The sequence below is a fragment of the Arthrobacter sp. sptzw32 genome, from assembly GCF_059089735.1.
On the sequence record NZ_JBNHEZ010000002.1, the window covers coordinates 178,618 to 202,795 of the forward strand.

Annotated in this window: 22 protein-coding genes; 15 read left to right on the plus strand and 7 right to left on the minus strand. The window is 65.4% G+C overall.

Going from position 1 to position 24,178, the window contains the following annotated elements:
- Positions 1-53: 53 nt before the first annotated feature.
- The 4 genes from AC5RVN_RS04350 to holA all read left to right on the plus strand — a co-directional run bounded on the left by AC5RVN_RS04350 (position 54) and on the right by holA (position 5,103).
- Positions 54-1,031: a DegV family protein gene (locus AC5RVN_RS04350; RefSeq protein WP_494137174.1), complete on the plus strand. Its 978-nt coding sequence runs from the start codon at positions 54-56 to the stop codon at positions 1,029-1,031.
- A gap of 68 nt (positions 1,032-1,099) precedes the next feature.
- Positions 1,100-2,014, plus strand: a complete 915-nt coding sequence (locus tag AC5RVN_RS04355) for a ComEA family DNA-binding protein (protein ID WP_494137175.1) — start codon at positions 1,100-1,102, stop codon at positions 2,012-2,014.
- Positions 2,015-2,104: 90 nt separating this feature from the next.
- Positions 2,105-4,153: a ComEC/Rec2 family competence protein gene (locus AC5RVN_RS04360; RefSeq protein ID WP_494137176.1), complete on the plus strand. Its 2,049-nt coding sequence runs from the start codon at positions 2,105-2,107 to the stop codon at positions 4,151-4,153.
- Positions 4,087-5,103 (plus strand): DNA polymerase III subunit delta, encoded by a 1,017-nt coding sequence (gene holA / locus AC5RVN_RS04365; protein WP_494137177.1) that lies wholly within the window; start codon positions 4,087-4,089, stop codon positions 5,101-5,103. The genes AC5RVN_RS04360 and holA overlap by 67 nt, the downstream gene beginning before the upstream one ends.
- A gap of 146 nt (positions 5,104-5,249) precedes the next feature.
- On the opposite strand, the gene rpsT is transcribed toward holA, so the two are convergent.
- On the minus strand, positions 5,250-5,510 hold the full coding sequence (rpsT, locus tag AC5RVN_RS04370) for a 30S ribosomal protein S20 (protein WP_011692086.1): 261 nt from the start codon (positions 5,508-5,510) through the stop codon (positions 5,250-5,252).
- A gap of 169 nt (positions 5,511-5,679) precedes the next feature.
- Complete coding sequence (locus AC5RVN_RS04375; protein WP_494137178.1) at positions 5,680-6,207, minus strand: type II toxin-antitoxin system PemK/MazF family toxin; 528 nt, start codon at positions 6,205-6,207, stop codon at positions 5,680-5,682.
- A 174-nt stretch (positions 6,208-6,381) separates the two neighbouring features.
- Between AC5RVN_RS04375 and lepA the strand changes: the two genes are divergently transcribed.
- From lepA to AC5RVN_RS04390, 3 genes are all read left to right on the plus strand, one after another.
- Complete coding sequence (lepA, locus tag AC5RVN_RS04380; RefSeq protein WP_494039758.1) at positions 6,382-8,235, plus strand: translation elongation factor 4; 1,854 nt, start codon at positions 6,382-6,384, stop codon at positions 8,233-8,235.
- Between the two features lie 36 nt (positions 8,236-8,271).
- Positions 8,272-9,501 carry a radical SAM family heme chaperone HemW gene (gene hemW, locus AC5RVN_RS04385; protein ID WP_494137179.1) on the plus strand — a complete coding sequence of 410 codons (1,230 nt, stop codon included), beginning with the start codon at positions 8,272-8,274 and terminating at the stop codon, positions 9,499-9,501.
- A 155-nt stretch (positions 9,502-9,656) separates the two neighbouring features.
- A complete protein-coding gene (locus tag AC5RVN_RS04390; protein WP_494137180.1) occupies positions 9,657-9,959 on the plus strand; it encodes a hypothetical protein in 303 nt (100 codons plus the stop codon).
- Here the strand turns inward: AC5RVN_RS04390 and AC5RVN_RS04395 are convergent.
- The 3 genes from AC5RVN_RS04395 to AC5RVN_RS04405 all read right to left on the minus strand — a co-directional run bounded on the left by AC5RVN_RS04395 (position 9,956) and on the right by AC5RVN_RS04405 (position 11,967).
- Positions 9,956-10,468, minus strand: coding sequence for a 2'-5' RNA ligase family protein (locus tag AC5RVN_RS04395; RefSeq protein WP_494137181.1), 513 nt, complete (start codon positions 10,466-10,468; stop codon positions 9,956-9,958). The genes AC5RVN_RS04390 and AC5RVN_RS04395 overlap by 4 nt on opposite strands.
- Positions 10,469-10,532: 64 nt before the next feature.
- Positions 10,533-10,952: a DUF4870 domain-containing protein gene (locus tag AC5RVN_RS04400; protein ID WP_494137182.1), complete on the minus strand. Its 420-nt coding sequence runs from the start codon at positions 10,950-10,952 to the stop codon at positions 10,533-10,535.
- 160 nt (positions 10,953-11,112) lie between these two features.
- Positions 11,113-11,967 carry a DUF3097 domain-containing protein gene (locus tag AC5RVN_RS04405; RefSeq protein WP_494039753.1) on the minus strand — a complete coding sequence of 285 codons (855 nt, stop codon included), beginning with the start codon at positions 11,965-11,967 and terminating at the stop codon, positions 11,113-11,115.
- A gap of 176 nt (positions 11,968-12,143) precedes the next feature.
- On the opposite strand from AC5RVN_RS04405, the gene hrcA reads away from it, so the two are divergent.
- The 3 genes from hrcA (at position 12,144) to AC5RVN_RS04420 (ending at position 15,149) form a co-directional block, all read left to right on the plus strand.
- Complete coding sequence (hrcA, locus tag AC5RVN_RS04410) at positions 12,144-13,157, plus strand: heat-inducible transcriptional repressor HrcA (RefSeq protein WP_494137183.1); 1,014 nt, start codon at positions 12,144-12,146, stop codon at positions 13,155-13,157.
- Between the two features lie 79 nt (positions 13,158-13,236).
- The gene (gene dnaJ / locus AC5RVN_RS04415) at positions 13,237-14,364 is read left to right on the plus strand and encodes a molecular chaperone DnaJ (RefSeq protein ID WP_494039751.1); all 1,128 of its coding nucleotides are present in this window, start codon (positions 13,237-13,239) and stop codon (positions 14,362-14,364) included.
- A 2-nt stretch (positions 14,365-14,366) separates the two neighbouring features.
- Positions 14,367-15,149 carry a 16S rRNA (uracil(1498)-N(3))-methyltransferase gene (locus AC5RVN_RS04420; RefSeq protein ID WP_494137184.1) on the plus strand — a complete coding sequence of 261 codons (783 nt, stop codon included), beginning with the start codon at positions 14,367-14,369 and terminating at the stop codon, positions 15,147-15,149.
- A gap of 20 nt (positions 15,150-15,169) precedes the next feature.
- Here the strand turns inward: AC5RVN_RS04420 and AC5RVN_RS04425 are convergent, their stop codons facing one another.
- Complete coding sequence (locus tag AC5RVN_RS04425) at positions 15,170-16,120, minus strand: GerMN domain-containing protein (protein WP_494039749.1); 951 nt, start codon at positions 16,118-16,120, stop codon at positions 15,170-15,172.
- 359 nt (positions 16,121-16,479) lie between these two features.
- Between AC5RVN_RS04425 and AC5RVN_RS04430 the strand changes: the two genes are divergently transcribed.
- The 5 genes from AC5RVN_RS04430 to AC5RVN_RS04450 all read left to right on the plus strand — a co-directional run bounded on the left by AC5RVN_RS04430 (position 16,480) and on the right by AC5RVN_RS04450 (position 21,976).
- Positions 16,480-17,568: a PhoH family protein gene (locus AC5RVN_RS04430; RefSeq protein ID WP_494039748.1), complete on the plus strand. Its 1,089-nt coding sequence runs from the start codon at positions 16,480-16,482 to the stop codon at positions 17,566-17,568.
- Positions 17,565-18,038, plus strand: coding sequence for an rRNA maturation RNase YbeY (gene ybeY, locus AC5RVN_RS04435; protein ID WP_494137185.1), 474 nt, complete (start codon positions 17,565-17,567; stop codon positions 18,036-18,038). Before AC5RVN_RS04430 ends, ybeY begins: the two co-directional genes overlap by 4 nt.
- Complete coding sequence (locus AC5RVN_RS04440; RefSeq protein ID WP_494104821.1) at positions 18,035-19,366, plus strand: hemolysin family protein; 1,332 nt, start codon at positions 18,035-18,037, stop codon at positions 19,364-19,366. Before ybeY ends, AC5RVN_RS04440 begins: the two co-directional genes overlap by 4 nt.
- Positions 19,350-20,309: a GTPase Era gene (era, locus tag AC5RVN_RS04445; RefSeq protein WP_494137186.1), complete on the plus strand. Its 960-nt coding sequence runs from the start codon at positions 19,350-19,352 to the stop codon at positions 20,307-20,309. The genes AC5RVN_RS04440 and era overlap by 17 nt, the downstream gene beginning before the upstream one ends.
- 215 nt (positions 20,310-20,524) lie before the next feature.
- Positions 20,525-21,976: an LCP family protein gene (locus tag AC5RVN_RS04450; protein ID WP_494137424.1), complete on the plus strand. Its 1,452-nt coding sequence runs from the start codon at positions 20,525-20,527 to the stop codon at positions 21,974-21,976.
- Between the two features lie 76 nt (positions 21,977-22,052).
- Here AC5RVN_RS04450 and AC5RVN_RS04455 read toward each other — a convergent pair whose 3' ends face one another.
- Positions 22,053-24,005, minus strand: coding sequence for a M13 family metallopeptidase (locus AC5RVN_RS04455; RefSeq protein ID WP_494137187.1), 1,953 nt, complete (start codon positions 24,003-24,005; stop codon positions 22,053-22,055).
- Between the last annotated feature and the right edge of the window lie 173 nt (positions 24,006-24,178).

Here is a 24,178-nt window from a genome sequence, read left to right on the forward strand (position 1 = left end):
CGGACCAGGCCGCCTGAAAGCCCCGGCGGCCTGCCGTGACTCAGGAGGGCCCTTTGCCCAACAGCGACGCCGCCGCCTGGCCCCGGATCCGGGCGCGCCTGCTGGCCCGCCGCCGGCAGGAGGCCTCTGCAACCCGGGCGGACGCCGTCGTGCGTACTGCCGTGGTGACCGACTCTGCCGCCGCGCTGCCGGCTGACTGGGCCGCCGGACTGACGGGTGATGGACGCCTCACTATCATTCCCATGCCCGTGATGGTGGGGGATGAGATCTACGGTGAAGGCGAAGACGACATCTCGGAAACCATCGCGCTGGCACTGGCCAGCGGGACTTCCGTGAAGACCTCCCGTCCATCGCCGGGACAGTTCGAGCAGGCTTACGCGGCGGCTCAGCGCAGGGGCTTTGAGTCGATAGTGTCCGTCCATATCTCCGCTGGCCTGTCCGGCACGGCAGATGCTGCCCGCCTTGCCGCCGGCAAGGTGGGCATCCCGGTGGAAGTGGTCGATTCCGGAACGGTAGGTATGGCCCTGGGGATGGCCGTCCAGGAAGCTGCCCGCGTTGCCGGGGAAGGCGCCGATGCGGTGGCAGCGGCCGCTGCTGCCACCAGCCAGGCGGCACGCACCAAGGTTTATTTTTATGTCCCGAGCCTGGAGCAGCTTCGCCGCGGAGGCCGGATCGGTGCAGCCGCGTTGCTGTGGGGCACCATGCTCGCCATCAAGCCCATTCTGGGGGTGGACGGCGGAAAGATCGTACCGCTGGAGAAGGTTCGGTCGGCCAGCCGGGCAGTTGCCCGGCTGGAGGAGATGGTGGCCGCGGACGCTTCTGCCCGCACTGCTGCGGACGTCCGTCTTGCCGTCCACCATTTCGGCAACCAGGCGGAGGCTGAGGGGCTTGCCAAAAGGCTTGAAGCCGCGTTGCCGCAGTGCCCTCCCGCCCAAATCAGTTCCCTCCCTGCCGTACTTGCCGCACATGCCGGGCTGGGCGTTCTCGCCGTCATCGTGGGCGACAACCCTGCCGCCGTCGACGCCGGCTGAGCACGTGCTTTCCACATAGCCTCCGCCTGCCCTGTCTCCCTGGCGCGGCCTGTCCCTAGGTTGGAGGTATGTCACGCCGAAATGCCGGAGCAGCGGAGGAACAGGCTCACCGCGTCAGGAGGCGGCTGAACGCCACCCTGGGTGGCGACTCCCCGGGGCTGCTGGCCGGTGACGACGGCGGGCCCTCCTTTGAATACCGGGGCCCGGGAGGAGCTGGCGGGGCATTAGGTGGCCGTGCCCTGCCCGGAGAAGAGCCTGAAGCCAGGGAGCTCACTGACATTGGCCCTGCCGTCCGCTGGCGCCTCAACTTTCGGCTGGCTGTGCTCCTGGGTGTCCTTGCAGTTGCCGCCGGTGCCTGGTTCTGGTGGCAGGCCGGGGCCGGCCGGCCGGAGGTTCTGCCGCTCGGCGGCGTCGCTTCCGGAACCGCCGCACCGGCGGCCGGGGACAGCTCCCCGGGCGAGGACGGCGGTGGCGGCAGCCGGGCCGGTCCCGAGCCAGCCCCGCAGGAAAGCGCACCGGAAAGCACAGTGGTGGTTCACGTAGCGGGATCAGTACTGCAGCCCGGAGTGGTGGAACTGCCCGCCGGCAGCCGCCTCTACGAAGCCATAGCCGCAGCCGGAGGGCCGGCCCCTGGAGCCGACCTCAACCGCCTTAACCTCGCCGTGGTGGTGGAAGACGGGCAAAAAATCCACGTCCCGCTGCACGGCGAACCTCTGCCGGCCGGTCCCGCGGAACCGGGGGAGCCGGCGGCCGGGGATGTTCCGGCCGGGAGCGCCGGAGCGCCGGCTGGATCGAAGGTCAATCTCAATACCGCCGGAGTGGATGAGCTGGATGGCCTGCCCAAAGTCGGCCCTGTTCTGGCGCAGCGAATCGTGGATTGGCGCAAGGAGCACGGTCCGTTCAAGGCGGTCGAGGACCTTGACGCCATTGATGGTGTCGGTCCAAGGATGCTTGAAGCATTGCTGCCCCTGGTGACCATATGAGACGAAGGCAAGATTTAATGATGAGGGCTACGGCACCGTGCCATGGGTAACGGGACAGGGGGAACCGGGGCGAGTCCCTGGAGCCACTACGTGGAGTCAGCAGTCCGCGGGCACGCGGCCGGCGGGCATGATGCGCGGCACGCTGATGCCTTCGGTCGGCGGCAGGCCAGGGCCTCGAAGGGGTTCCGGGCCGGCACGCCGGGGCAACCGCGGCAGGGGTGGCTGCGCCTGGCCGGTGGCGCCGGCGAAAGCCTCCCCACGTTCTGGATTTCCCGGTGGGCCCGGTTACGGGAGGGCAACCGGAAAGCACTGCAGGAGGCAGACACCGGCGGTGAGGTGTTCCGCCGCCGCACAGACCTCCGGCTGGCGCTGCCGGCGGCGCTCGTTTGGGCTGCCTCCGCTGCCGGGCTTTGGCTGCCCCCGATGGCACTGGGCGGCTTCTGCTGTGCACTGCTCGTGGTGGCGGGCCTGCTGCTGGGCCATGCCGCCAAATCCCGGGGCGGTTCGTCAGTTTACCGGGAAGGCGGGAATCAGGGCCGGCGCAGCTTCTCAACCACCACGGCGGTAGCCCTCCTCCTTGCGGGAACAACGGCTGCCCATTCAGCGGTGGCCGCCACTCAGCGCCACGAAGGTCCCCTCGCAGCCGCCGTCTTGTCCGGAAAGTCTGTGGTGGCGGTTGTGGAAGTGGCAGGAGCGCCCCGCGCCTTGACTGCCACCAACCAGGCTGGTCCACCTGCCCGCTGGTCGGTGCCGGTTTGGACCCGGGACATCAGTACCGGCGGCGTTGTGCTGCGGGCGCGGGCCCAGTTGGTGGTGGTGGGCGGGGGCGGCTGGGACGCAGTGGTGCCCGGCCAACTGGTCCGGACTACCGGAACGCTCCGCCCCGCCGATCCCGGACGGGAGGAGGCCGGCATCCTCACAGCGTCCTCGCGACCGGGGCTGCAGGTTGGCCCGCCCATCCTGCCGGGAGCTGCCAGGGAATTGAGGGAACGGTTCGTTTCCGCCGCCTCTTTCCTCGCCCCGGATCCGCGCGGCCTGCTTCCGGGAATGGTTACCGGGGATACCACAGCACTCGATGAAGGCCTGGACGCTGCAATGAAAAGCGTGGGCATGACCCACCTAACAGCTGTCAGCGGAGCCAACTGCAGCCTGGTTCTCGGGGCGCTGCTGCTGGTGTGCCGGCGGCTCCGCTTACCCCGGTTGCCTGCGGCCGTGCTGGCAGTGGCAGGCCTCGGGCTGTTCGTGCTGCTTGTTGGCCCCGATGCAAGTGTCCTGCGGGCAGCGCTCATGGGAGCCGTAGCGGTACTGTCCCTGGCCGGTGGCAGGTCGGGGCGTGGCCTGAGCTTCCTGAGCCTTGCCGTGATCGGCCTCCTGCTGATCGACCCCGGGTTGGGAACGAGTTTCGGGTTCCTCCTGTCCGTCCTGGCAACCCTGGGAATCATCGTCCTCGGCCAACGCATCGTGGAGTGGACTCCGGAGCCCGTTCCGCGCTGGGCCGCGGCTGCAGTGGCTGTTCCGTTGTCCGCGCAATTGCTCTGCGGACCAGTGATTGTGGTGCTGCAGCCCCAATTTTCCACCTACTCGCTGCTGGCCAACGTTATCGCGTCGCCGCTCGTGGCGCCCGTGACACTGCTGGGAACGGCTGCCGTGCCTTTGGTGGTGCTGGCCCCGTGGGCAGGAACCGTCCTGATCGCGTTGGCGGGTGCGTTCAGCGCGGGCGTGGCGGCGACAGCCAGGTTCACCTCCCAACTTCCGGGCGCAGCCCTTCCCTGGCCCGAGGGTGTGTCCGGCGTCTTGACCATGCTGTTCCTTTCGATGCTGACGATCGTGGCCGTCTGGGCGGCGGCCCGGCCGCACCGGCTCATTCGGTCTGTGGCGGACGCGCACCGGCGCGTTGTATCCCTGCTGGAAATGCTGGAACGGTACGCGGCCGGGGTGCTAAAGAGCCGCAGCCGGGAACCGCTGCGGCGGTCCGCTGCGCGGGTGCCGCAGAAGCGTGGCCCGGGCTTGGTTCGGGCCACGGGACATGGCAGGCTGGGATACTCCACAAAACTTTCCGGAAGGAAGCTCCGATGGCCGCTGCGCAGAAACGTGCAACCCGTTCGCCGGCATTGGCAGGGCCCACCTGGCGGGACGTAACGCCGGCCGCCGTCGTCCTGGTGAGCGGGCCTGAAGAGTACCTTGGCATCAGAGCAATGGACAGGGTTCGTGCAGAGGTGCGGGCAGCCGCTCCCGACGTTGAGGTCAGCCGCATCAACGCCACATCCTACGAGGCCGGGTCCTTGCTGATGCAGGTCAGCCCGTCGCTGTTTGGCGAAAGCAAGCTCATCGAAGTTGAGGCTGTCGAATCGATGAACGACGCCTTCCTGGCCGACGCCCTTGCCTACATCGGCCACCCGGAGCCGGACGCCGTCCTGGTATTGAGGCATGGCGGGGGAGTGCGGGGCAAGAAGTTGCTGGACGCCATCAAGAAGGGCGGCTGGCCGGTTGTGGACTGCCAGCCGCTTAAGAAGGACGCGGACAAGGTGGCCTTCGTCGCCTCGGAGTTCAAGACGTCCGGGCGGAGGATTGAACAGGAGGCGGTGCAGGCCCTGGTGAACGCCGTCGGGGCGAATCTCTCGGAACTGGCAGCAGCGTGCAGCCAGTTGATCGCGGATGCCGGCACGACAGTAACCACGGACATCGTCGACCGCTACTACGGCGGACGGATCGAGGCTACGGCCTTCAAGGTCGCCGATGCTGCCATGGCAGGAAACGGCCCGCTGGCATTGTCCACTCTCCGCCATGCCCTTGCAACGGGAGCCGATCCCGTTCCGCTGGTTGCCGCGCTGGCGGCAAAGCTGAGGACGGTGGCCCGCGTGGCCGGCGCTTCCGGCTCTTCGGCCCAAATAGCTGCAGACCTCGGAATGCAGCCCTGGCTGGTCGAACAGGCCCAGCGGGAGGTCCGGCGGTGGACGCCGGAAGGACTGGTCCGCTCCATCCAGGCCACTGCCGAAGCCGACGCCCAGGTCAAGGGGCTGTCCCGCGATCCGGTCTACGCCGTGGAACATGCGGTCACGGTGATCGCCATGTCCGTCCAGGGCCGGTAGTGGGTACCACCTCCAGCCGGTGGCCGCACAGGTGGGACTGCCGGTAGGCCTGCGCCAGGACGCAAGGCCGGGTACGGGCGGTTAAAGATGTGTGGCCGGTACCAACCGGTACCGGCCACAACCATCAGTTCAGGGAACTGGAAACCTTACAGTGCGTTGACCTTCTTGGAGATCGCCGACTTGCGGTTCGCTGCGTTGTTCTTGTGCAGAACACCCTTGCTGACAGCCTTGTCCAGCTTGCGGCTGGCAGCAACCAGGGCAGCAGCAGCTGCATCCTTGTCCGTGGACTCAACGGCGGTGTTGACGGCGCGGATGGCCGTCTTCAGCTCGGACTTGACTGCGTTGTTGCGCAGGCGTGCCTTCTCGTTGGTGAGGATGCGCTTCTTCTGGGACTTGATATTCGCCACGTGTGAACTCTCTTTTTAATGCGGAAATGGTCTAGAGGGCTTTCAGATTGGCCATTGACTGAGCGGCGTGGGGATACCTATGGCGGCCAACCATCAGTGGCCGTCGACCTGCACGGACACACAGCTATAAAGAATAGCAGGTCAGGAGCAGGGCTGGCCATTCGCGAAGCTAGTCGCAGCCGTGTCGCCGGCGGAGCCCTTCTGCCACTATTTCAAACTGAGCTCGGTCCAGTACAGCGCCTTCCCGCCGGATGCTCTCCGGCGGGAGCCGGACGATGCGGTCGAGCCGGGCTTCGCTGGGCCGGCCCTGCCTGTCCCAGGCGCCAGCCCCAATATCGATATAGTTTGCCGATGCCCCCGCGCCGCGGACCCGGTCCCTGCTGGTGAGCATAAGCCCGAGAAGGTGCCTTCCGCTGCGGCCCACCAGCAGCACAGGGCGGTCCTTACCGCGCGTGTGATCCTCTTCGTAAGGCACCCAGGCCCACACCACCTCACCCGGATCCGGTTCACCGTTCGGGTCCGGTGCGTACCGGACGGAGAACCGGCCCCGAAAGTCGCCCACATATTCACCGTTCCCGGAGGTGGCAGGCGAGGGAGCGCGGCGGGCCGGGCCCGCCGGTGCGGTCCTTCCCGTCTTCTGCAGGACACGCAATCCGGCTTTGACGGCGTTTGCCAGGGAGCGGAAGTCGATAGCCATTCAGCAACCCTAGCGCCGGCCGCCGCGGCGGGCAGGGAACATCACGGCGCCGATGATGCAGTGCCAAAGGCCGGGACGTGGGACACTTGAGGTTCCAGATGTGCGGAGAGTCCGCAGGGTGCCCTCGGTGCGTCCTGGCGGCGGCCGCGTGAATGCCAACAGTAAGGACCCTGCGTGTCTCCCATGGCCCGCACCGCCCCGGTGCCCGCCGCGACAGATCCGGCCATCATTCGGAACTTCTGCATCATCGCGCATATTGACCACGGCAAGTCCACGCTGGCCGACCGCATGCTGCAGTTGACCGGCGTCGTGAAGCCCCGCGACATGAAGGCCCAGTACCTGGACCGCATGGACATCGAACGTGAGCGCGGCATCACCATCAAGTCCCAGGCGGTCCGGATGCCGTGGGAACTGGAGGGAAGCAGCTACGCGCTGAACATGATCGACACTCCGGGCCACGTGGACTTCACGTACGAGGTTTCCCGCTCTCTAGCGGCCTGCGAAGGAGCCATCCTCCTGGTCGACGCGGCGCAGGGCATCGAGGCGCAAACCCTCGCCAACCTCTACCTGGCCATGGAAAACAACCTCACGATCATCCCGGTCCTGAACAAGATTGACCTTCCGGCCGCCCAGCCTGAAAAGTACGCGGCGGAGCTGGCCAGCCTCATCGGCGGCGACCCGGAGGATGTCCTGCGTGTTTCCGGAAAGACCGGGATGGGCGTCGAAGCGCTGCTCGATAAGATCGTCCGTGATCTTCCAGCCCCGGTGGGAGACGCAAATGCTCCCGCCCGCGCCATGATCTTCGACTCGGTATATGACACCTACCGCGGTGTCGTCACTTACGTCCGCGTGGTGGACGGGATGCTGCACCCCCGTGAACGCATCCAGATGATGTCCACCCGGGCCACCCACGAACTCCTGGAGATCGGGGTTAGCTCCCCGGAACCAACCCCGTCGAAGGGTCTGGGCGTCGGCGAAGTGGGTTACCTTATCACCGGCGTAAAAGATGTCCGCCTGTCCAAGGTGGGCGACACCGTCACCAACCTTGCGAAGCCGGCTGCCGATTCGCTCCCCGGCTACGCCGATGCCAAGCCCATGGTCTTCTCCGGTCTGTATCCGCTGGACGGCACGGATTACCCGGTGCTGCGCGACGCACTCGAGAAGCTGATGCTTAACGATGCCGCCCTGGTATACGAGCCGGAAACCTCCGCAGCCCTGGGCTTCGGCTTCCGCGTGGGTTTCCTTGGACTGCTCCACCTTGAAATCACGCGCGAGCGGCTCGAACGCGAGTACAACCTGGACCTGATCTCCACAGCTCCGAACGTGGAATATGAGGTAACGCTGGAGGACAAGAAGGTTATCCACGTTACCAACCCCAGCGAATACCCCTCCGGCAAAATTTCCGAAGTCCGGGAGCCAATGGTGTCCGCCACCATCCTGGCGCCGAACGAGTTCGTCGGCGCCATCATGGAGCTGTGCCAGAGCCGGCGCGGCGTGATGGGCGGCATGGACTACCTGTCCGAGGACAGGGTTGAGATCCGGTACCGGCTGCCGCTGGCCGAGATCGTGTTCGACTTCTTCGACATCCTCAAGTCCAAGACCCGGGGCTATGGTTCGCTTGACTGGAAGGCCGACGGTGACCAGGTGGCCGACCTCGTGAAGGTGGACATCATGCTCCAGGGCGAGCAGGTGGATGCCTTCTCCGCCATCACACACCGCGACAAGGCGTACGCCTACGGCGTCATGATGACCACCAAGCTGCGCGAACTCATTCCGCGCCAGCAGTTTGAGGTGCCCATCCAGGCCGCCATCGGCTCAAGGATCATCGCGCGCGAAAGCATCCGCGCTATCCGCAAGGACGTGCTGGCCAAGTGCTACGGCGGTGACATCTCGCGCAAGCGCAAACTGCTGGAAAAGCAGAAAGAAGGCAAGAAGCGCATGAAGATGGTGGGCCGGGTCGAGGTCCCCCAGGAAGCATTCATCGCCGCGCTGACCACCGACGAGTCCAAGGACAAGGCCAAAAAGTAGTGAACACCGCGTCCGGCAACACCGGAGGCCCCTGCAATGCCTAGCACCCTTCCCCTCGGCGACCCCGCGCCGTCGGACGGCCTGCTGCCTGCCCAGGCAGCGGACGGTTCGGCGGAGCGGGCGTTCGGCCTGTACGTGCACATCCCGTTCTGCGCTGTGCGCTGCGGATACTGCGACTTCAACACCTATACCGCCACGGAACTCGGCGGCGGCGCCTCCCAGGATGCGTATGCGGGCACGGCCGCCTCTGAGGTGTCGATGGCGGCCCGGGTGCTGGCCCAATCCGGCCTGCCTCCCCGGAAGCTGAGCACGGTGTTCTTCGGAGGGGGCACGCCCACCCTGCTCCCCGCAGAGGATCTTGCCCTGATCCTCCGCCGCGCCATAGACCACTGGGGAATTGAAGACGACGCCGAGGTCACCACGGAGGCGAACCCCGATTCGGTCACGCCGGAATCCCTCGCCATCCTCAAGGAGGCCGGCTTCACCCGGATCTCCTTCGGCATGCAGTCCGCCGTTCCGCACGTCCTCAAGGTGCTGGACCGCACGCACTCGCCCGCCAGGGTCCCGCAGGTGGTCCAGTGGGCCCGCGAGGCCGGGCTCGCCGTCAGCCTGGACCTGATCTACGGAACGCCGGGGGAGTCGCTGGCGGACTGGAGGTGCTCCCTGGAGACAGCACTGTCCTACGGGCCCGACCACATCAGCGCCTACGCGCTGATCGTGGAGGACGGCACCAAGCTCGCTGCCCAGATCCGCCGCGGTGAGGTACCGGGAATCGACGACGACGACCACGCCGACAAGTATGAGCTCGCCGACCAGCTGATCACCGAAGCCGGCCTCGGCTGGTACGAGGTCAGCAACTGGGCCCGCACCCCGGAGCAGGCCTGCCGGCACAACCTGGCCTACTGGCGCGGTGATGACTGGTGGGGGATCGGACCCGGCGCGCATTCGCACGTGGGCGGAGTCCGCTGGTGGAACGTCAAGCATCCCGCCGCGTATGCAGGCCGTCTGGCGCAGGGTCTTTCGCCTGCCGCCGGCAGGGAAACGCTTGACCCGGAAACGCGGAACGTGGAACGGGTGATGCTCGAGGCCCGCCTGCAGGCCGGCCTGGAGGTTTCTGCCCTCGGTGCCGAAGGCCGCCACCAGGTCGCGGGCCTGATCGCTGACGGCCTGGTGGAGCCGGCCGCAGCCTTCCGGGGACGCCTCGTCCTCACCCTCAAGGGCAGGCTGCTGGCCGACGCGGTGGTCCGCCGCGTACTGCCTGGCTGATGCGCGGCCTCCCGCAGTCCGGGGTTAAGCCTATGATGTGCACAGCAACGAAGAGTCTGGGGGAGGACGTGGGAAGCAAGAGGGCAATTTTGCTCGTGCCGGACCGGGAGGAATGGGAAAGCCAGTTCAGACGGTACGCGCAAAGGCGTAAGCGCGTGGGGGCCTGGATAGGGATTGCGTTCGGTGGACCGCTTTTGGCAGGATCTCTCTACTTAACCGGGCTGCTCTACCCTCTGCTCCGGGGAGACATCGCGGCCGGCCACCCCAGCTTCGACTCCTACAGGACTGCAGCGGCCACCGCTCTCCTCGTTGTTGTTGCGGCTTTAGTGCTTTACGCGGGGTCCAGCGTCATGTTCAGCCGCTGGCTCAGGAAAACCCACGTACTTCTGGGCTTCAACCCCGATGGTTCCTTCGCGGAAGTCCGCTGTGCCCTCACTCCCGACAGTACGAACGCCTAATCCGCAGGACGGCCGCCCAGGGACGTGATGGTACGGGTGGAACTGTCCCAAAGACGGGCCTCGACGCACTGACCCTCAGTCCTGGCCGCCAGGGCATCCAGGGCCGCCCCGAGCCGGTGCCCGGGGATCCTGCGGGCAAGGGTGACGTGCGGCGTCCAGGCATTCGGAAGGGTGTTTTCGTAGGCGCCGGTACACCGCTGATGCAGCCGGGCGTGAAGTTGGAGTAGATCCGCCGCCGGCACCACCAGGCGCGCCAGAACGTATTTGCCGGCCCCGGCAGGAAAGATCACCAGGCCTGAAAACCTGATACTGAACGGCAGCCCGCTCCACAGGTCATTGATGTCCGGCCCAACATCGGGCAGGTTGCCTGCGGCCAGTGTGATGTGTGGCCTGTTGCTGGGGGAGGTGTGCGAGGCGAGGCTCGGCAGGCCGGCTTCCGAGAGCGTGGCCCAATCAGTCCTGATGCAAGAATCCGTGGATTCCCCGAAGGTCAACTCGACGCTGCGCATTTCCCCATCATGCCTGACGGACGCAGATGCTATGGCTTTTACTCTGGCGCAGAGCCCGGTTGCGTTATTTGATCCAGCGCAGGTTGTACGGGTAGCGGTGCGGCTGGCCGCGGTTGACATGGATTCCGGCAGCCACCGAAAAGCAGGTCAGACCAATCCAGATCAGGGTGGCGATAACGGCAAAAATGTTGCCGATCACCGGCACGAAGACCAGGATGTTGGCAACCACTGCGGCGATGGTGGGCGGCAGGCTGAAGTTCAGCGCCTCCTTTGACTCCTGCGCAGTGAACGGGCCGCGGTCACGGAAGATCAGGTAGATCAGGAGCGAAGGAACGCAGCCCAAGATGCCGCCGAAGTGGGCCAGCGTGGCCCACTGGCGGTCTTCGCTGGCTGTCAGGGGCAGGGCATTCGCCGGAACGCCGTGGTACTCCGAACGGGCCTGGCCCATTGGGCTGTCCCTGTGATCGCGTGCATTTTCTGCCACAGTCTGTTCCTTCTGGAGTGCAATGGTGCTGACTAAGAATGCCATGCCTGCTGACGGTCCTGCGATCGGCAGGCACCGCAGTACCAAGAATACTGGGTGCAACGCCGATGCCCGACCCTATCCGCCTTCCGGCAGCGCGACAGCCCGTCCCGCGGCGGGCTCAGGGGACGGTGAGGAAATCGATGACTTCCTCCACCCTCCCCAGCAGCGACGCCTCCAGATCGGCGTAGCTGCGGACGGCGCCCAGCAGCTTCTGCCACCCGAGGCCGATGTCCTCTTTGGTCTCGTGAGGCCAGCCGAAGGCGGACAGGATGCCGGTTTTCCAGTCCTGCCCGCGCGGCACCACCGGCCATTTCTCGATTCCCAGCACAGCCGGGCGGATTGCCTGCCACACGTCAACGTAGGGGTGCCCCACAATCAGCACATTGCCTGCAGCGCCGGGAGAGGACATCACGGATTCGGCAATGCGCGACTCCTTTGAGTCGGGCACCAGGTGGTCCACGAGCACCCCCAGGCGCCTGGCCGGGCCCGGCTTGAAATCGGCCACAGCGGCAGCGAGGTCATCAATGCCGTGGAGGGGTTCGACGACGATGCCCTCCACCCGAAGGTCATCGCCCCACACCTTCTCGACGAGCTCGGCGTCGTGCTTTCCCTCCACCCAGATGCGGCTCGCCTTGGCAACCTGGGCCCGCTGCCCAGCCACCCGGACAGAACCCGACGCCGTCCTGCCGGCCGCTGCCCCGGAGCCGGCGGCCGGCCGCGGGGACGGGGGCATCAGCCGGATTGCCTGCCCTTCAAGGAGGAACCCGAAACCCAGCCGGAAGGACCGGGACTTGCCGCGGCGGTCTTCCAGGGCCACCACATGCATCCCACCCGATTTCTCTACCCGGGTTACCGCGCCCACCCAGCCGGACTGGACATCCTCCAGCACCATGCCCCGCTCCACAGGTACTTCAGGCAGTTGCGTCCGGGCAGGTGCGGACAGGTCCTGGGCTCCCCAGTTCTGGTAATGCATGGAATCACTCCGCCTCGTGCTGGATGGTGGCCCGGAATTTCGCCCCGGAGCGGTACCAATGCTAACAACGGGGCGAGTCATAATAGACTGTTAGCACTTGGGCATGTCGAGTGCTAACCCCTGGAGAGATACGGTGCGGGCAGAACGTCTGCCCTGAACCTGGATGGAGGTGGAGTGTGAGCGAGCCGCGCAAACTGGAAGTATTGCGGGCCATAGTGGAGGACTACGTCCACTCCCGTGAGCCCGTCGGGTCCAAGGCCCTGGTGGAGCGGCACCATCTCGGTGTCTCCAGCGCCACCATCCGCAACGACATGGCAGCGCTTGAGGACGAAGGACTGATCACCGCACCGCACACCAGCGCAGGCCGGATCCCCACCGACAAGGGCTATCGGCTCTTCGTCGACCAGATTTCCGCAGTAAAGCCTTTGTCCCAGGCTGAGCGGCGTGCCATCCAGTCACTGCTCGAAGGCGCGGACGACCTTGACGACGTGCTGGAACGCACCGTCCGGCTCCTGTCCCAGCTGACAAACCAGGTGGCGGTGGTCCAGTACCCACACCTCAACCGGGCACTGGTCCGCCACATCGAATTCGTTCTCCTTGCCCCGCGGAAGGTGCTGGTGGTACTGATCGCGGACAGCGGCAAGGTTGAACAGCGGGTCATCGACGTCGGGCAGGACCTCGCGGATGATGCCATCGCTGCTTTGCGCGGCCGCTTCCTCGGATCGCTCGCCGGAACTCCCCTGGCGCAGCTCGGGCAGTCCCTGCCCGCAGTGGTGTCCGGGGTTGCCCCCGGTCAACGCCAGGCAGCCCAGGCACTTGCGCACGGGCTGGAGGCCCTGGCCCACAGCAGCCGCGAAGACCGGATGGTGATGGCCGGCACAGCAAACCTTGCGCGGTCCAACGTTGACTTTCCGCTCAGCATCGGACCTGTGCTGGAGGCGCTCGAGGAGCAGGTGGTGATGCTGCGCCTGCTGAGCGAGATGGCGCAGGACCACCGCGGAGTTGCCGTGAGCATCGGGCGTGAAAACCCCTACGACGGCCTGGCGGAGGCATCCGTCGTGGCCACGGGCTACGGCCCGGACAGTGTCGCCAAAATCGGCGTGCTGGGTCCCACCAGGATGGATTACCCCACCACCATGGCGGCAGTGAGGGCTGTGGCCCGTTACCTGTCACGGATCCTGGGACCCTGACCGCAGTACAGCGCCTCAGGGCGCACAGCAGTGTATGCAGCACGACTGCAGGCAGAACAACAAGGAAGAGATACGAACTTTGAGCAGCCACTACGAAGTCCTTGGAGTCGCACCGGATGCCACCGGGGAAGAGATCAAGAAGGCCTACCGCAAGCTGGCCCGAACCCTTCACCCGGATGTGAATCCCGGTGAAGATGTTGCGGACCGCTTCAAGGCAGTAACCCACGCCTACGAGGTTCTCTCGGATCCCCAGAAGCGCCGGGTCTACGACACCACCGGCAACGAGAACGGCACGGACAACGGATTCGGCGGCGGGGCCTACGCGGGCCAGGGCTTCGCTTTCCAGGACATCTTCGACACCTTCTTCGGCGCCGGTGGCACCACGGGCCCTGCCTCAAGGGTCCGGCGCGGGCAGGATGCGCTCATCAGCGTCAGGATCGAGCTCCGCGACGCCGTATTTGGGGTCAACAAGAAGCTCGAAGTGGACACGGCAGTACTCTGCCCCACCTGTGAGGGCTCCTGCTGCCGGCCCGGAACCCATCCTGAGCGCTGCGATATCTGCGGCGGCAGCGGCCAGGTCCAGAGGGCTGTCCGCTCAATCCTGGGCCAGGTCATGACCGCCGCGCCCTGCGGCACCTGCGAAGGTTTTGGAACTGTTATCAAGGACCCCTGCAACGAGTGCAGCGGGCAGGGCCGGATCCGCAGCCGCCGTTCCCTGACCATCAAGGTTCCTGCCGGCGTCGCCACAGGGACACGCATCCAGCTGTCCGGCCAGGGCGAAGCCGGTCCCGCCGGCGGTCCTGCCGGTGACCTGTACGTGGAAATCCGCGTCAACAACGATGCCACCTATGTCCGGGAAGGCGATGACCTGCACGCCACCCTGAACATTCCCATGACGGCGGCTGCCCTGGGCACCGACGTAACCCTGGAAACCTTCGACGGGCCCCAGGAGATTGACGTGAAGGCCGGCACCCAGTCCGGCGAAATCATCACCCTGCGCGGACTGGGCGTCACCCATCTGCGCGGGTACGGCCGCGGCGACCTGAAGGTCCATCTCCAGGTGGAGACTCCCGCCAAGCTCGATGCGCAGCAGGAGGACCTGCTGCGGCAGTTGGCCAAACTTCGCGGCGAGCAGATCACCGATGGCAAACTTGCTGCCGGCGGCGGCATGTTCGCCAAGCTCCGGGACCGGCTCGGTAACCTGTAGCGGTGAGCAACCCCGTCTTTTTCACCGCGCCCGGGTCACTGGACCGGATGGTGCCGGCAGGGACTTTTGTCCTGGAAGGACCCGAGGCGCGGCACGCGGTCACCGTTAAGCGGCTGGCACCGGGTGAGCCGGTGGACATTGTGGACGGCGCCGGGACCCGGATGAACGGCAAGGTCACAGCTGCTTCGCCTTCCATGCTCGAAGTGGCTTGTGACTCAGTGGTTGTTGAGCACCGGCCGGACATCCGGCTGGTGCTGGTCCAGGCGTTGGCCAAGGGCGACCGGGATGAGCTTGCCATTGAAACGGCCACCGAACTTGGCATCGACGCCGTCGTCCCCTGGCAGTCCGAGCGGTCCATCGTGCGCTGGAAAGGCGACCGTGCGGCCAAGGCGCACGCCAAGTGGCAGTCGGTTGTTGCCGCCGCCGCGAAACAGGCACGCCGCGCCTGGATCCCCGAGGTGCGGGCTGCCGTGGACACTGCCGGCCTTGCCAACGCAGTGGAGGAAGCCGGCCTTGCCGTTATCCTGCACGAAGATGCTTTGCGCCCCTTCCGGGCAGTCCTGGCGACGTGGCTCGAAACCGGGGCCGCGGACGGGGTGCGGGAAGTACTCCTGATCGTGGGGCCGGAGGGCGGCATCAGCCAGCGGGAAGTGACGAGGTTGTGCGGCCGGGGCGCCGTCACGGCTCTCCTGGGGCACCATGTGCTGCGTTCGTCAACTGCCGGACCCGCCGCCGTCGTCCTTGCCAGCGACGTCCTGGGCCGCTGGGCGGCGCCGGCATTCTGAGCCGGGAACAACGGCAGGGGCTAACGGACCTTGAAGCTCCGGGTGTCTTCGCTGCCGTCCTCTTGGCCTTCCGGGCTGGAGGTCTGGGCCACGCGCAGCTCGAAGTCCCCCTCCGGCAGGTTAAGGGCCAGGGTGAATACGCCTGCCTGGGCCGGGTCCGCAGCTGCTGTTGTCTCACCGGTCAGGAAGGGGGTCTTGTTTCCATTATTCTCGGACCGCAGGATCTGCCAGCGCAGCTTGCCCCCCGGAACGGTGCTCCGGCCGGTGATCTTGACACTGCCGTTCGCCATCTCCACGTTCTCCTGGGGGTCGATGACCCATACGGGAGCCACCAGCCCCGCCGTCCGGGCCATCGGCGAGCCCAGCTGCACATGGTTGAAGGCGACGTAGTCGGTGTGGCCGTCCACAAGAATCCGGACGCGGATCTGCTGCCCGGAATCAATTAACCCCGAACTCGCCGCCGCCGCGGTCGCGGTATAAACCAGCTGCTGAACCGCCCGGGCTGCCATATCGGCGTCAAGATTGCTGTTAAAGGCATCCTCCGACACATCCACGGTGATGACGTCCTTGCCGGAGATCGACGTAGCAAGCTCGCGGGGATTCTGCCACGGCGTAAAGAAGTCGGGATCCAGCGGTTTTTCGGACATCATGGCGCGGAGGGCGGCCGTCACCGGATTCTCCTGACCGGGAACCTCCCGGAATTCCCGATAGAGGAAGACGCTGCTGTTGCTGCGGCCGATCCAGTAGACGGGTGCTTTGTTGGAGGACTGTGTAGTCTCCAGGGGAGCGCTGGTGGATGGGGCACTGGATGTGGTTCCCGGGCTGGAGGACAGGAGGCCGGTGGGCGCTGGCCCCGGTTCGGCGATGCAGCCCGTCAGGGCAGGGACCACGAGCAGGAGACCGGCGAAGACCGTTGAACGGGCGCCGCTGAAGAGGTCACGGGCGCGGCGGGGCGCTGCGGTTTCCGGCACCTTGATTGCCCTGTCCTTTCCTGGTCGGATAGGCCGATCCCCGGTCGGCCATGGTGTTCCAGCAGCGGGCTGGATTTCCAGCATTGCACAGCCCCGGGGAGCAGATGCGCCGGGATGCGCCGGGCCGGCCAACTGCAACGGGAACGATATGAGGCCGATATGAAGTTGATACCTAATAACGGGAACAAGTGCTGTGCCCGTTCCGGAAAGCACCGGAAGCCCGGATGCGATATGGGGCCAGGAGTGCCTGCTGGCGTAGGATGGAAGGTACTGCTGGAGGCAACGGCAACATCCGCCGCATACCAGCTGACAGCTACTGTTTCGACATCGAGGGGATCACAGGCCTGCGGGCCAGCACTATGACTGAATCAGCTAACGGAAAGCGCAGGCTTGTCACCGGCGAGGGCGCAGCGGGCGAATTTCCCCACACACTTCCCGGCGTCCGTACCGAAGTGGTCCTCTTCGACAATTCCGACCAGATGGTTCAATCGCTGGGCAGCCACGACGAGGCGCTGCGGTTCATCGAGGAGCAGTTCCCCGACGTCAATTTCCACGTCAGGGGAAACGAGCTTTCCATCAGCGGCCCGGCGGCGGATGTCCCGCGGATCATGCGGCTCCTGCACGAGGTCCGCGGACTCGTTGCCCGCGGTACTGTCATCAGCCCGGCCGTGCTGCAGCAGCTCGTCGCACTCCTGCGCACGCAGTCCATGCAGAACCCTGTGGATGTGCTGACCCACGACATCCTGTCCAGCCGCGGAAAGACCATCCGGCCGAAGACGCTGAACCAGAAAAACTACGTTGACGCCATCGACGCCAATACTGTCATCTTCGGAATCGGCCCCGCCGGAACGGGCAAGACCTACCTGGCCATGGCCAAAGCGGTGCAGGCACTGCAGCAGAAGGAAGTCAGCCGGATCATCCTGACCCGCCCGGCAGTCGAGGCGGGGGAGCGGCTTGGGTTCCTTCCCGGTACCTTGAGCGACAAGATTGATCCCTACCTGCGCCCGCTGTACGACGCCCTGCACGACATGATGGATCCGGAATCCATACCGCGGCTCATGGCAGCAGGCACCATCGAAGTGGCGCCGCTGGCCTATATGCGCGGCCGCACCCTCAACGATGCCTTCATCATCCTGGACGAGGCGCAGAACACCACGCCCGAGCAGATGAAGATGTTCCTCACCAGGCTTGGCTTCGGCTCCAAGATGGTGGTCACCGGCGACGTTACGCAGGTGGACCTGCCCTTCGGTACCCGGTCCGGGCTGCGCATCGTCGAAGAGATCCTGCAGGGCATCGAAGATGTGAACTTTTCGGTCCTGGACGCGGCCGACGTCGTCCGGCACCGCCTGGTGGGAGATATCGTGAACGCCTACAGCGTCTGGGATGACGTCCAGCGGAACCGGGTCAAGCATTCGGCAAACCGGGAAAAACGTGGGGAGCACGCGTGAGCATCGAGGTGAACAACGAGTCCGGCGTCCAGGTGGACGAATCGGAGCTCGTGGCCTTATCCCGGTACATCTTCGAGCAGCTTTACATTCACCCGCAGGCCGAACTGTCCATCCTCCTGGTGGACGAACCCGCGATGGAGAAGCTGCACATCGAGCTGATGGACGAGCCCGGGTCCACTGACGTGCTGTCCGTGCCCATGGACGAGCTGACTCCGGGCACCCCGGACCGGCCCACGCCGCAGGGCATGCTGGGGGATATTGCTGTGTGCCCGCAGGTTGCTGAGGTTCAGGCCCGGAACGCCGGTCACTCGCTGCAGGACGAGATGCTGCTGCTGACCACGCACGGCATCCTGCACCTGCTCGGCTACGACCACGCCGAGCCTGAGGAGAAGGCGGAAATGTTTGGCCTCCAGCGCGAGCTCCTGTCCGGCTTCACCGGCAAAGAAGCGCCCGCCGAGACCATTCAGTGACCCCCCTGCTCCTGGTCGCAATGGCCCTGGCTTTCCTGGCCGTTGCGGCTGTACTGACCGCGGCTGAGGCCGCCTTCAATTTCCTTCCGCGCCACGACGCTGAAGAGGCGCTCCTTAAGAGCCGCGGCACTGCCATGCGCCGGATCCTGGCACAGCCCGTGGCGCACATCCGCGCGTTGCGTTTTTGGCGCATCTGGTTCGAATCGGCGTCCGCCGTTGCCGTGGCTGTCCTGCTGTACAGCCTGCTGGACAATATTTGGCTGGCCGGACTGGCCGCAACCGGCATCATGGCACTCCTGGGATTCGTCATCGTGGGTGTCTCTCCCCGCCAGCTTGGGCGTCTGCACTCGGCCGCCGTCGTGCGTTTCACGGCACCGATGATCCGTTTCCTGACCTGGGTGCTGGGGCCCATCCCGGCGTGGCTCGTGGCACTGGGAAGCGCCGTGGCTCCTGGTGCGCCCGTTGGTGATGATGCATTCTTCAGCGAGCAGGAATTCCGTGAGCTCGTGGAACGGGCCACTGAGTCGGACATGATCGAGGACACGGAGGCCGAGATGATCCAGTCGGTCTTTGATTTCGGCGACACCCTGGTCCGCGCCGTCATGGTTCCCCGCACGGACATCCTCAGCATCGAAGCAGGTTCCAGCCTCCGGCGTGCCATGTCGCTCTTCCTGCGGTCGGGGTACTCCCGGATTCCCGTGATCGGCGAGGACACCGACCACATCCTGGGCATCGTCTACCTCAAGGATGTCGCCGCCGTCCTGCACGGGTTGGGCCCGAACGAGGAGCCGCCCCTGGTGGATTCGCTGGTCCGGGAGGTGCGGTATGTGCCCGAATCAAAGCAGGTCAGCGACCTGCTGCGCGAGCTGCAGAAGGAATCCACGCACGTGGCCATCGTCATCGACGAGTACGGCGGTACCGCCGGGCTTGTCACCCTCGAGGACCTGATCGAGGAGATCGTCGGTGAAATTGTGGACGAATACGATACCGAAAGCGCTGAGGCCGTGGAACTTGGTGACGGCACCTACCGCGTGAGCGCCCGGATGAGCATCGATGACCTCGGTGAGCTTTTTGACATTGAGCTCGACGACGACGAGGTGGACACCGTGGGCGGCCTGCTCGCCAAGGCGCTGGGCCGGGTGCCCATCGTCGGCAGCAGCGTCGAAGTTGACGGCGTGTCGCTGCGCGCCGACAGGCTCGAAGGGCGCCGGAACCGGGTCAGCCACATCATTGCGTCCCAGGTTCCAAAAGTAGACACTGACCTTGAAGACCTCCTCCAGGAGGCGGAAGCAACCCAGCAGGGAGTTCCACGTGAGCAAGAAAAATAAGGCCGCCGACGCAGATGATTTCGGCGGCTTCCGCGCCGGGTTTTCCGTACTGGTGGGCCGTCCCAACGCCGGTAAATCGACGCTGACCAACGCGCTGGTGGGCAGGAAGGTGGCCATTACCTCCGCCAAGCCGCAGACTACCCGCCACACCATCCGCGGGATCGTCCACCGCGAGGACGCGCAGCTGATCCTTGTGGACACGCCGGGCCTGCACCGGCCCCGCACACTGCTGGGGAAACGCCTGAACGACCTCGTGGCGGACACGCTTGCGGAAGTGGACGCCATCGGGTTCTGCCTGCCCGCCAACGAAAAGATCGGGCCAGGCGACAGGTACATCGCCGCCCAGCTTGCCGCTGTTGGCCGCCAGCCTGTCATCGCCATCGTCACCAAGGCTGATCTGGTGGACCGGCAGGCGCTTACCGAGCAGCTGCTTGCTGTTGCCGCGCTCGGGCGGGAAGTGCTGGGAGAAGAAGGTTGGAAGGACATTGTTCCGGTGTCCGCCGCCGACGGTTTCCAGGTCAAGACCGTAGCTGACGTACTGATCAGCCACATGCCGCCGTCGCCCCCGCTTTACCCGGATGGGGAGCTCACCGACGAGCCGGAGGCCGTGATGGTTGCGGAGCTGATCAGGGAAGCCGCGCTTGAGGGCGTCCGTGATGAACTGCCGCATTCCCTTGCTGTAGTTGTTGAAGAAATCGTGCCGCGGGAAGACCGTCCTGAGGACAGCCCCCTGTTGGATGTCCGCGTAAATCTTTACGTTGAACGCCCGTCCCAGAAGGCCATCATCATCGGCAAAGGCGGCAGCCGACTGCGTGAAGTGGGCACGAACGCGCGCAAGGGCATTGAGGCGCTGCTGGGAACCCGCATCTACCTGGACCTGCACGTGAAGGTGGCCAAGGACTGGCAGCGGGATCCGAAACAGCTGGTAAAGCTCGGCTTCTGACGCTTTAATACGTTCGTCCGCCGGGCCGCCCGGGGATTTCCCAGCCTGGGCCACTAAAATGGACCGGATTCAGAATCTAGAGGAAGGTTCACCACGTGGGGCGAGGCCGCGACAAGCGCGAAAACGGAGCTGACGTATCAGCAGGGGGACCGGTGTCCCGCCACGCGGATGAAGGCACCGATGGAGCCGCCCGCCACCTTGGCTCTGTACGCGGGATGCCGCTGTGGCTGAAAATCATCACAGGCGTGCTGTCAGTGGCACTCATCGCCGCCATAGCTTTCGCCGGATTCTGGTTTGTGCGTCTCCAGAGCAACATCTCCAAGGCTCCGTTGAACGCCGGCGGCGGCAACGGAGCGGTGAGCGGTGCGACCGGGCGGATGCAGATCCTGATTCTCGGCTCTGATACCCGCGATGGCAAGAATGCCGGGTACGGCTCGGCGGACGATTCCAAGGGCCACGGGAAATCGGATGTCATGATGCTGATGGACATTTCCGAAGACAACAAGCGGGTCAGCGTCATCAGTTTCCCGCGGGACCTGCTGGTGGACATTCCTGAATGCACGGATGCGGAGTCCAAACAGACTTTTCCCGCCCGCAGCGGTGTGATGATCAACGAAGCGATGAATGAGGCCGGCATCGGCTGCGCCGTTGATACCGTCAACCAACTGACCGGCCTGGAAGTGGACCACTTCATGATGGCGGACTTTAACGCGGTGAAGGAACTGTCCAATGCGGTGGGCGGCGTGCAGGTGTGCATCAGCGACGCCGTGTTTGACCCCGACTCCGGGCTCCGGCTTCCCAAGGGCACGTCCGCGGTTGAGGGCGAGATGGCCCTCGCATACCTGCGGACCCGGCACGCATTTGCCGACGGCGGCGACCTGGGACGCATCAAAGCCCAGCAGGGGTTCCTCTCTTCGCTTACCCGGAAGATCAAGGATGAAGGCACTCTGTCCGACCCCGGCAAGATGCTCAGGATCGCCGATGTGGTCACCCAGAACCTGACGGTGGACGAGGGGCTGGCCTCAGTGCCCAGCCTGCTTTCCATTGGTAACAGGCTCAAGGACATCGACATCAGCAAGGTTGCCTTCGCTGCGGTTCCCACCGCCCCCGCCGATCTGGACCCGAACAGGCTGCAGATTGCCGAACCGGCCGGCTCCCAGTTGTTCGCCGCTATGCGGCAGGACATCGACCTGACCGACCCCACAGCGCCTGCCACACCGGCGCCCAGCGAAGCCCCGGCACCGCCCACGGCCGCTCCCACTGAAACTGCTCCTCCGCAGCCTCCCTACGACAAGGCACTCCAGCCCGTCACCGTGGCCAACGGCAGTGGCGTGCCAGGGCGGGCACAGGAAATTGTGCAGGCCCTCATAGGCGGCGGGTTCACGCAGTCAGCCCAGTTTGAGGCCACCGCCGCGGCACAGTCCGCTGTGTACTTCGGCGCAGGGTTCGAGGACGTGGCTGTTGACGTGGCCGCGCTGCTGGGGATGCCGGCCGCGCAGGTGCTGCCCGCTCCGGCGGTTTCGGGAGTCCAGGTCTACCTGGGCACCGACTTCACCTCGGGTGCCACGTACGGGAGCCCTGTGGCGCTGCCGGACGACATCGTCAACCAGACAGCCGGCGACACCCTCTGCCAGCAGGCCAACCCATACCTCATCGTGAACAGTTAGCCGGCATCGCAGCTGAGCGTTAAACGCAACCGGGGCCCGCCGTGGAACATCCAACGGCAGGCCCCGGTTTTGTTTGTCACCAGATGCTGACCCGCTCCTTCGGCGGCATCCACATGCCGTCCTGGTCCGTGACGTCAAAGGCTTCATGGAAGGCGTCCAGGTTCTTCGCGATCGCATTGGTCCGGAACTCATTGGGCGAGTGCGGGTCCGTTGCCAGCCGGCGGATGGCTTCCTCGCTCCGGATCACCTGCCGCCAGCCCGCTGCCCAGGATGCGAAGAAGCGCTGCTGCCCGGTGAGGCCGTCAAGGACCTCCGGTTCCTTGCCGTCGAGGCTGATCAGGTAGGCCTTGTAGGCGATGGCAAGGCCGGCAAGGTCGCCGATGTTTTCGCCGAGCGTGAGGCGTCCGTTGACGTTGTGTCCCGGCGCAGCGTACGGGGAGAGCGCATCGTATTGGGCCACCAGCTTTGCGGTGAGCTTTTCGAATGCCTGGCGGTCCTCGTTGGTCCACCAGTTCCGCAGGGCGCCGCCGCCGTCGAACTGCGAGCCCTGGTCATCAAAGCCGTGGCCGATTTCGTGCCCGATGACTGCCCCGATGCCGCCGTAGTTCACGGCATCATCGGCGTCCGCCGTGAAGAACGGAGGCTGGAGGATCGCCGCCGGGAAGACGATTTCGTTCATCATGGGGTGGTAGTAGGCGTTGACCGTCTGCGGAGTCATCAGCCACTTGTTGCGGTCCACCGGCTTGCCCACCTCGTCAAGGTGCCGGTCGACATCGGCGTTGTGTGCCCTTTCCACGTTGCCCAGAAGATCCGCCGGGTCAATCTCTACGGCGGAGTAGTCAATCCATTCCTCCGGGTACCCGATTTTCGCCCGGAACCCCTCCAGCTTCCGTAACGCTTCGGCCTTGGTGTCCTCGCCCATCCAGGTAACGCCGGTGATGCTGCGGCGGTACGCCTCGATCAGGTTGGCGACGAGCGTGTCCATGCGCGCCTTGTGTGTCTCGGGGAAGTGCCGGGCAACGTAGATCTGTCCCACCGCTTCGCCGAGGCCGCCCTCCACGACGGCCACGCCGCGCTTCCAGCGGTCCTTGTTCCGCGGGGTGCCGCTGATGGTGGTCCCGTAGAAGGCGAAGTTGGCGTCAACGAATGCCGAGGAGAGGTAGGGGGCCGCGGCGCTGATAACCCTCATGGCCAGCCATTCCTGCCAGTGGGCCAGGGGCTCGGACTGGAGAAGGCCGGCGGCGCCCTCGAAGAACGGGGGAGTGCTCATGACGATCTCCTCCCGCTTCTCCTCGTCGATGCCTGCGGCGTTGAACCAAGCGGAAAGCAGCGGGAACAGGGCGGATGCCTCGTCCGCGGACTTCAGGTTGTAGGTCTTCTGCGGGTTACGGAGCGTGACGTTGTCCCAATGGTGGGACGCCAGTTTGGTCTCCAGTGCTACTACCCGTGCGGCAGCACCGTCAGCATCCGGAACACCGGCGAGGTCAAGCATCGTCCTGACGTGTGCCCCGTAGGCAGCCACTATCGGGGCGAACTTCTCTTCCCGGTAGTAGGATTCATCGGGCAGTCCGAGGCCGCCCTGGCCGGTGTAGAGAAGGACGCGGTCGGGGTTGCCGGCGTCGGGCGCGGGGTAGATGTAGAAAAGTCCGCCGACATCGGCCCGGAACAGCCTGCCTGCCAGGGCAACCAGGTCCGCCACGGAGGTGGTGGCAAAGACGTCCGCCAGCCGCTGGCGGATCGGTTCCAGGCCCTTGGCTTCAATGGCAGCTTCATCCATGAAGCTGTTGTAGAGGTCGCCCACCTTCTGCTCAATGCCGCTGGCGGCCCCGCCCTTGGCCGCTGCTTCCTCGATGATGTCCCGCACGGCAATCTCAGAACCATCGCGCAGTGCCGTGAAGGTGCCTTCAAGGGGCCGGTCATCGGGAATTTCGGTAGTCTTCAACCACGCGCCGTTCACGTGCTGGTAGAGGTCATCCTGCGGCCGGACGGTGTTATCGAAGGTGGACAGGTCGATCCCCGAAATGGGCACGAGAGCTCCTTTTTATGCTGGCCGCGGCCGGCGGTATACCGGTCGGCGTCTGCATGGTGGACGTAACGGACGGGCAGTGCCCTTTCATCTTACGCACCCGTGTTACTCTCAAATGGTGCGTGCAGAGCTTCTCCTTCTTAGCTGCCGCGGCGAGGCCTCAGACGCGATCTAGC

Bases quoted from the DNA above. Each gene is read 5' to 3' on its own strand.
- holA (WP_494137177.1), top strand. From the start codon at position 4,087: ATGGCCGCTGCGCAGAAACGTGCAACCCGTTCGCCGGCATTGGCAGGG.
- AC5RVN_RS04430 (WP_494039748.1), top strand. From the start codon at position 16,480: ATGACTGAATCAGCTAACGGAAAGCGCAGGCTTGTCACCGGCGAGGGC.
- hemW (WP_494137179.1), top strand. From the start codon at position 8,272: ATGCCTAGCACCCTTCCCCTCGGCGACCCCGCGCCGTCGGACGGCCTG.
- AC5RVN_RS04405 (WP_494039753.1), bottom strand. From the start codon at position 11,967: ATGCATTACCAGAACTGGGGAGCCCAGGACCTGTCCGCACCTGCCCGG.
- AC5RVN_RS04355 (WP_494137175.1), top strand. From the start codon at position 1,100: ATGTCACGCCGAAATGCCGGAGCAGCGGAGGAACAGGCTCACCGCGTC.
- AC5RVN_RS04395 (WP_494137181.1), bottom strand. From the start codon at position 10,468: ATGCGCAGCGTCGAGTTGACCTTCGGGGAATCCACGGATTCTTGCATC.
- AC5RVN_RS04375 (WP_494137178.1), bottom strand. From the start codon at position 6,207: ATGGCTATCGACTTCCGCTCCCTGGCAAACGCCGTCAAAGCCGGATTG.
- AC5RVN_RS04450 (WP_494137424.1), top strand. From the start codon at position 20,525: ATGCCGCTGTGGCTGAAAATCATCACAGGCGTGCTGTCAGTGGCACTC.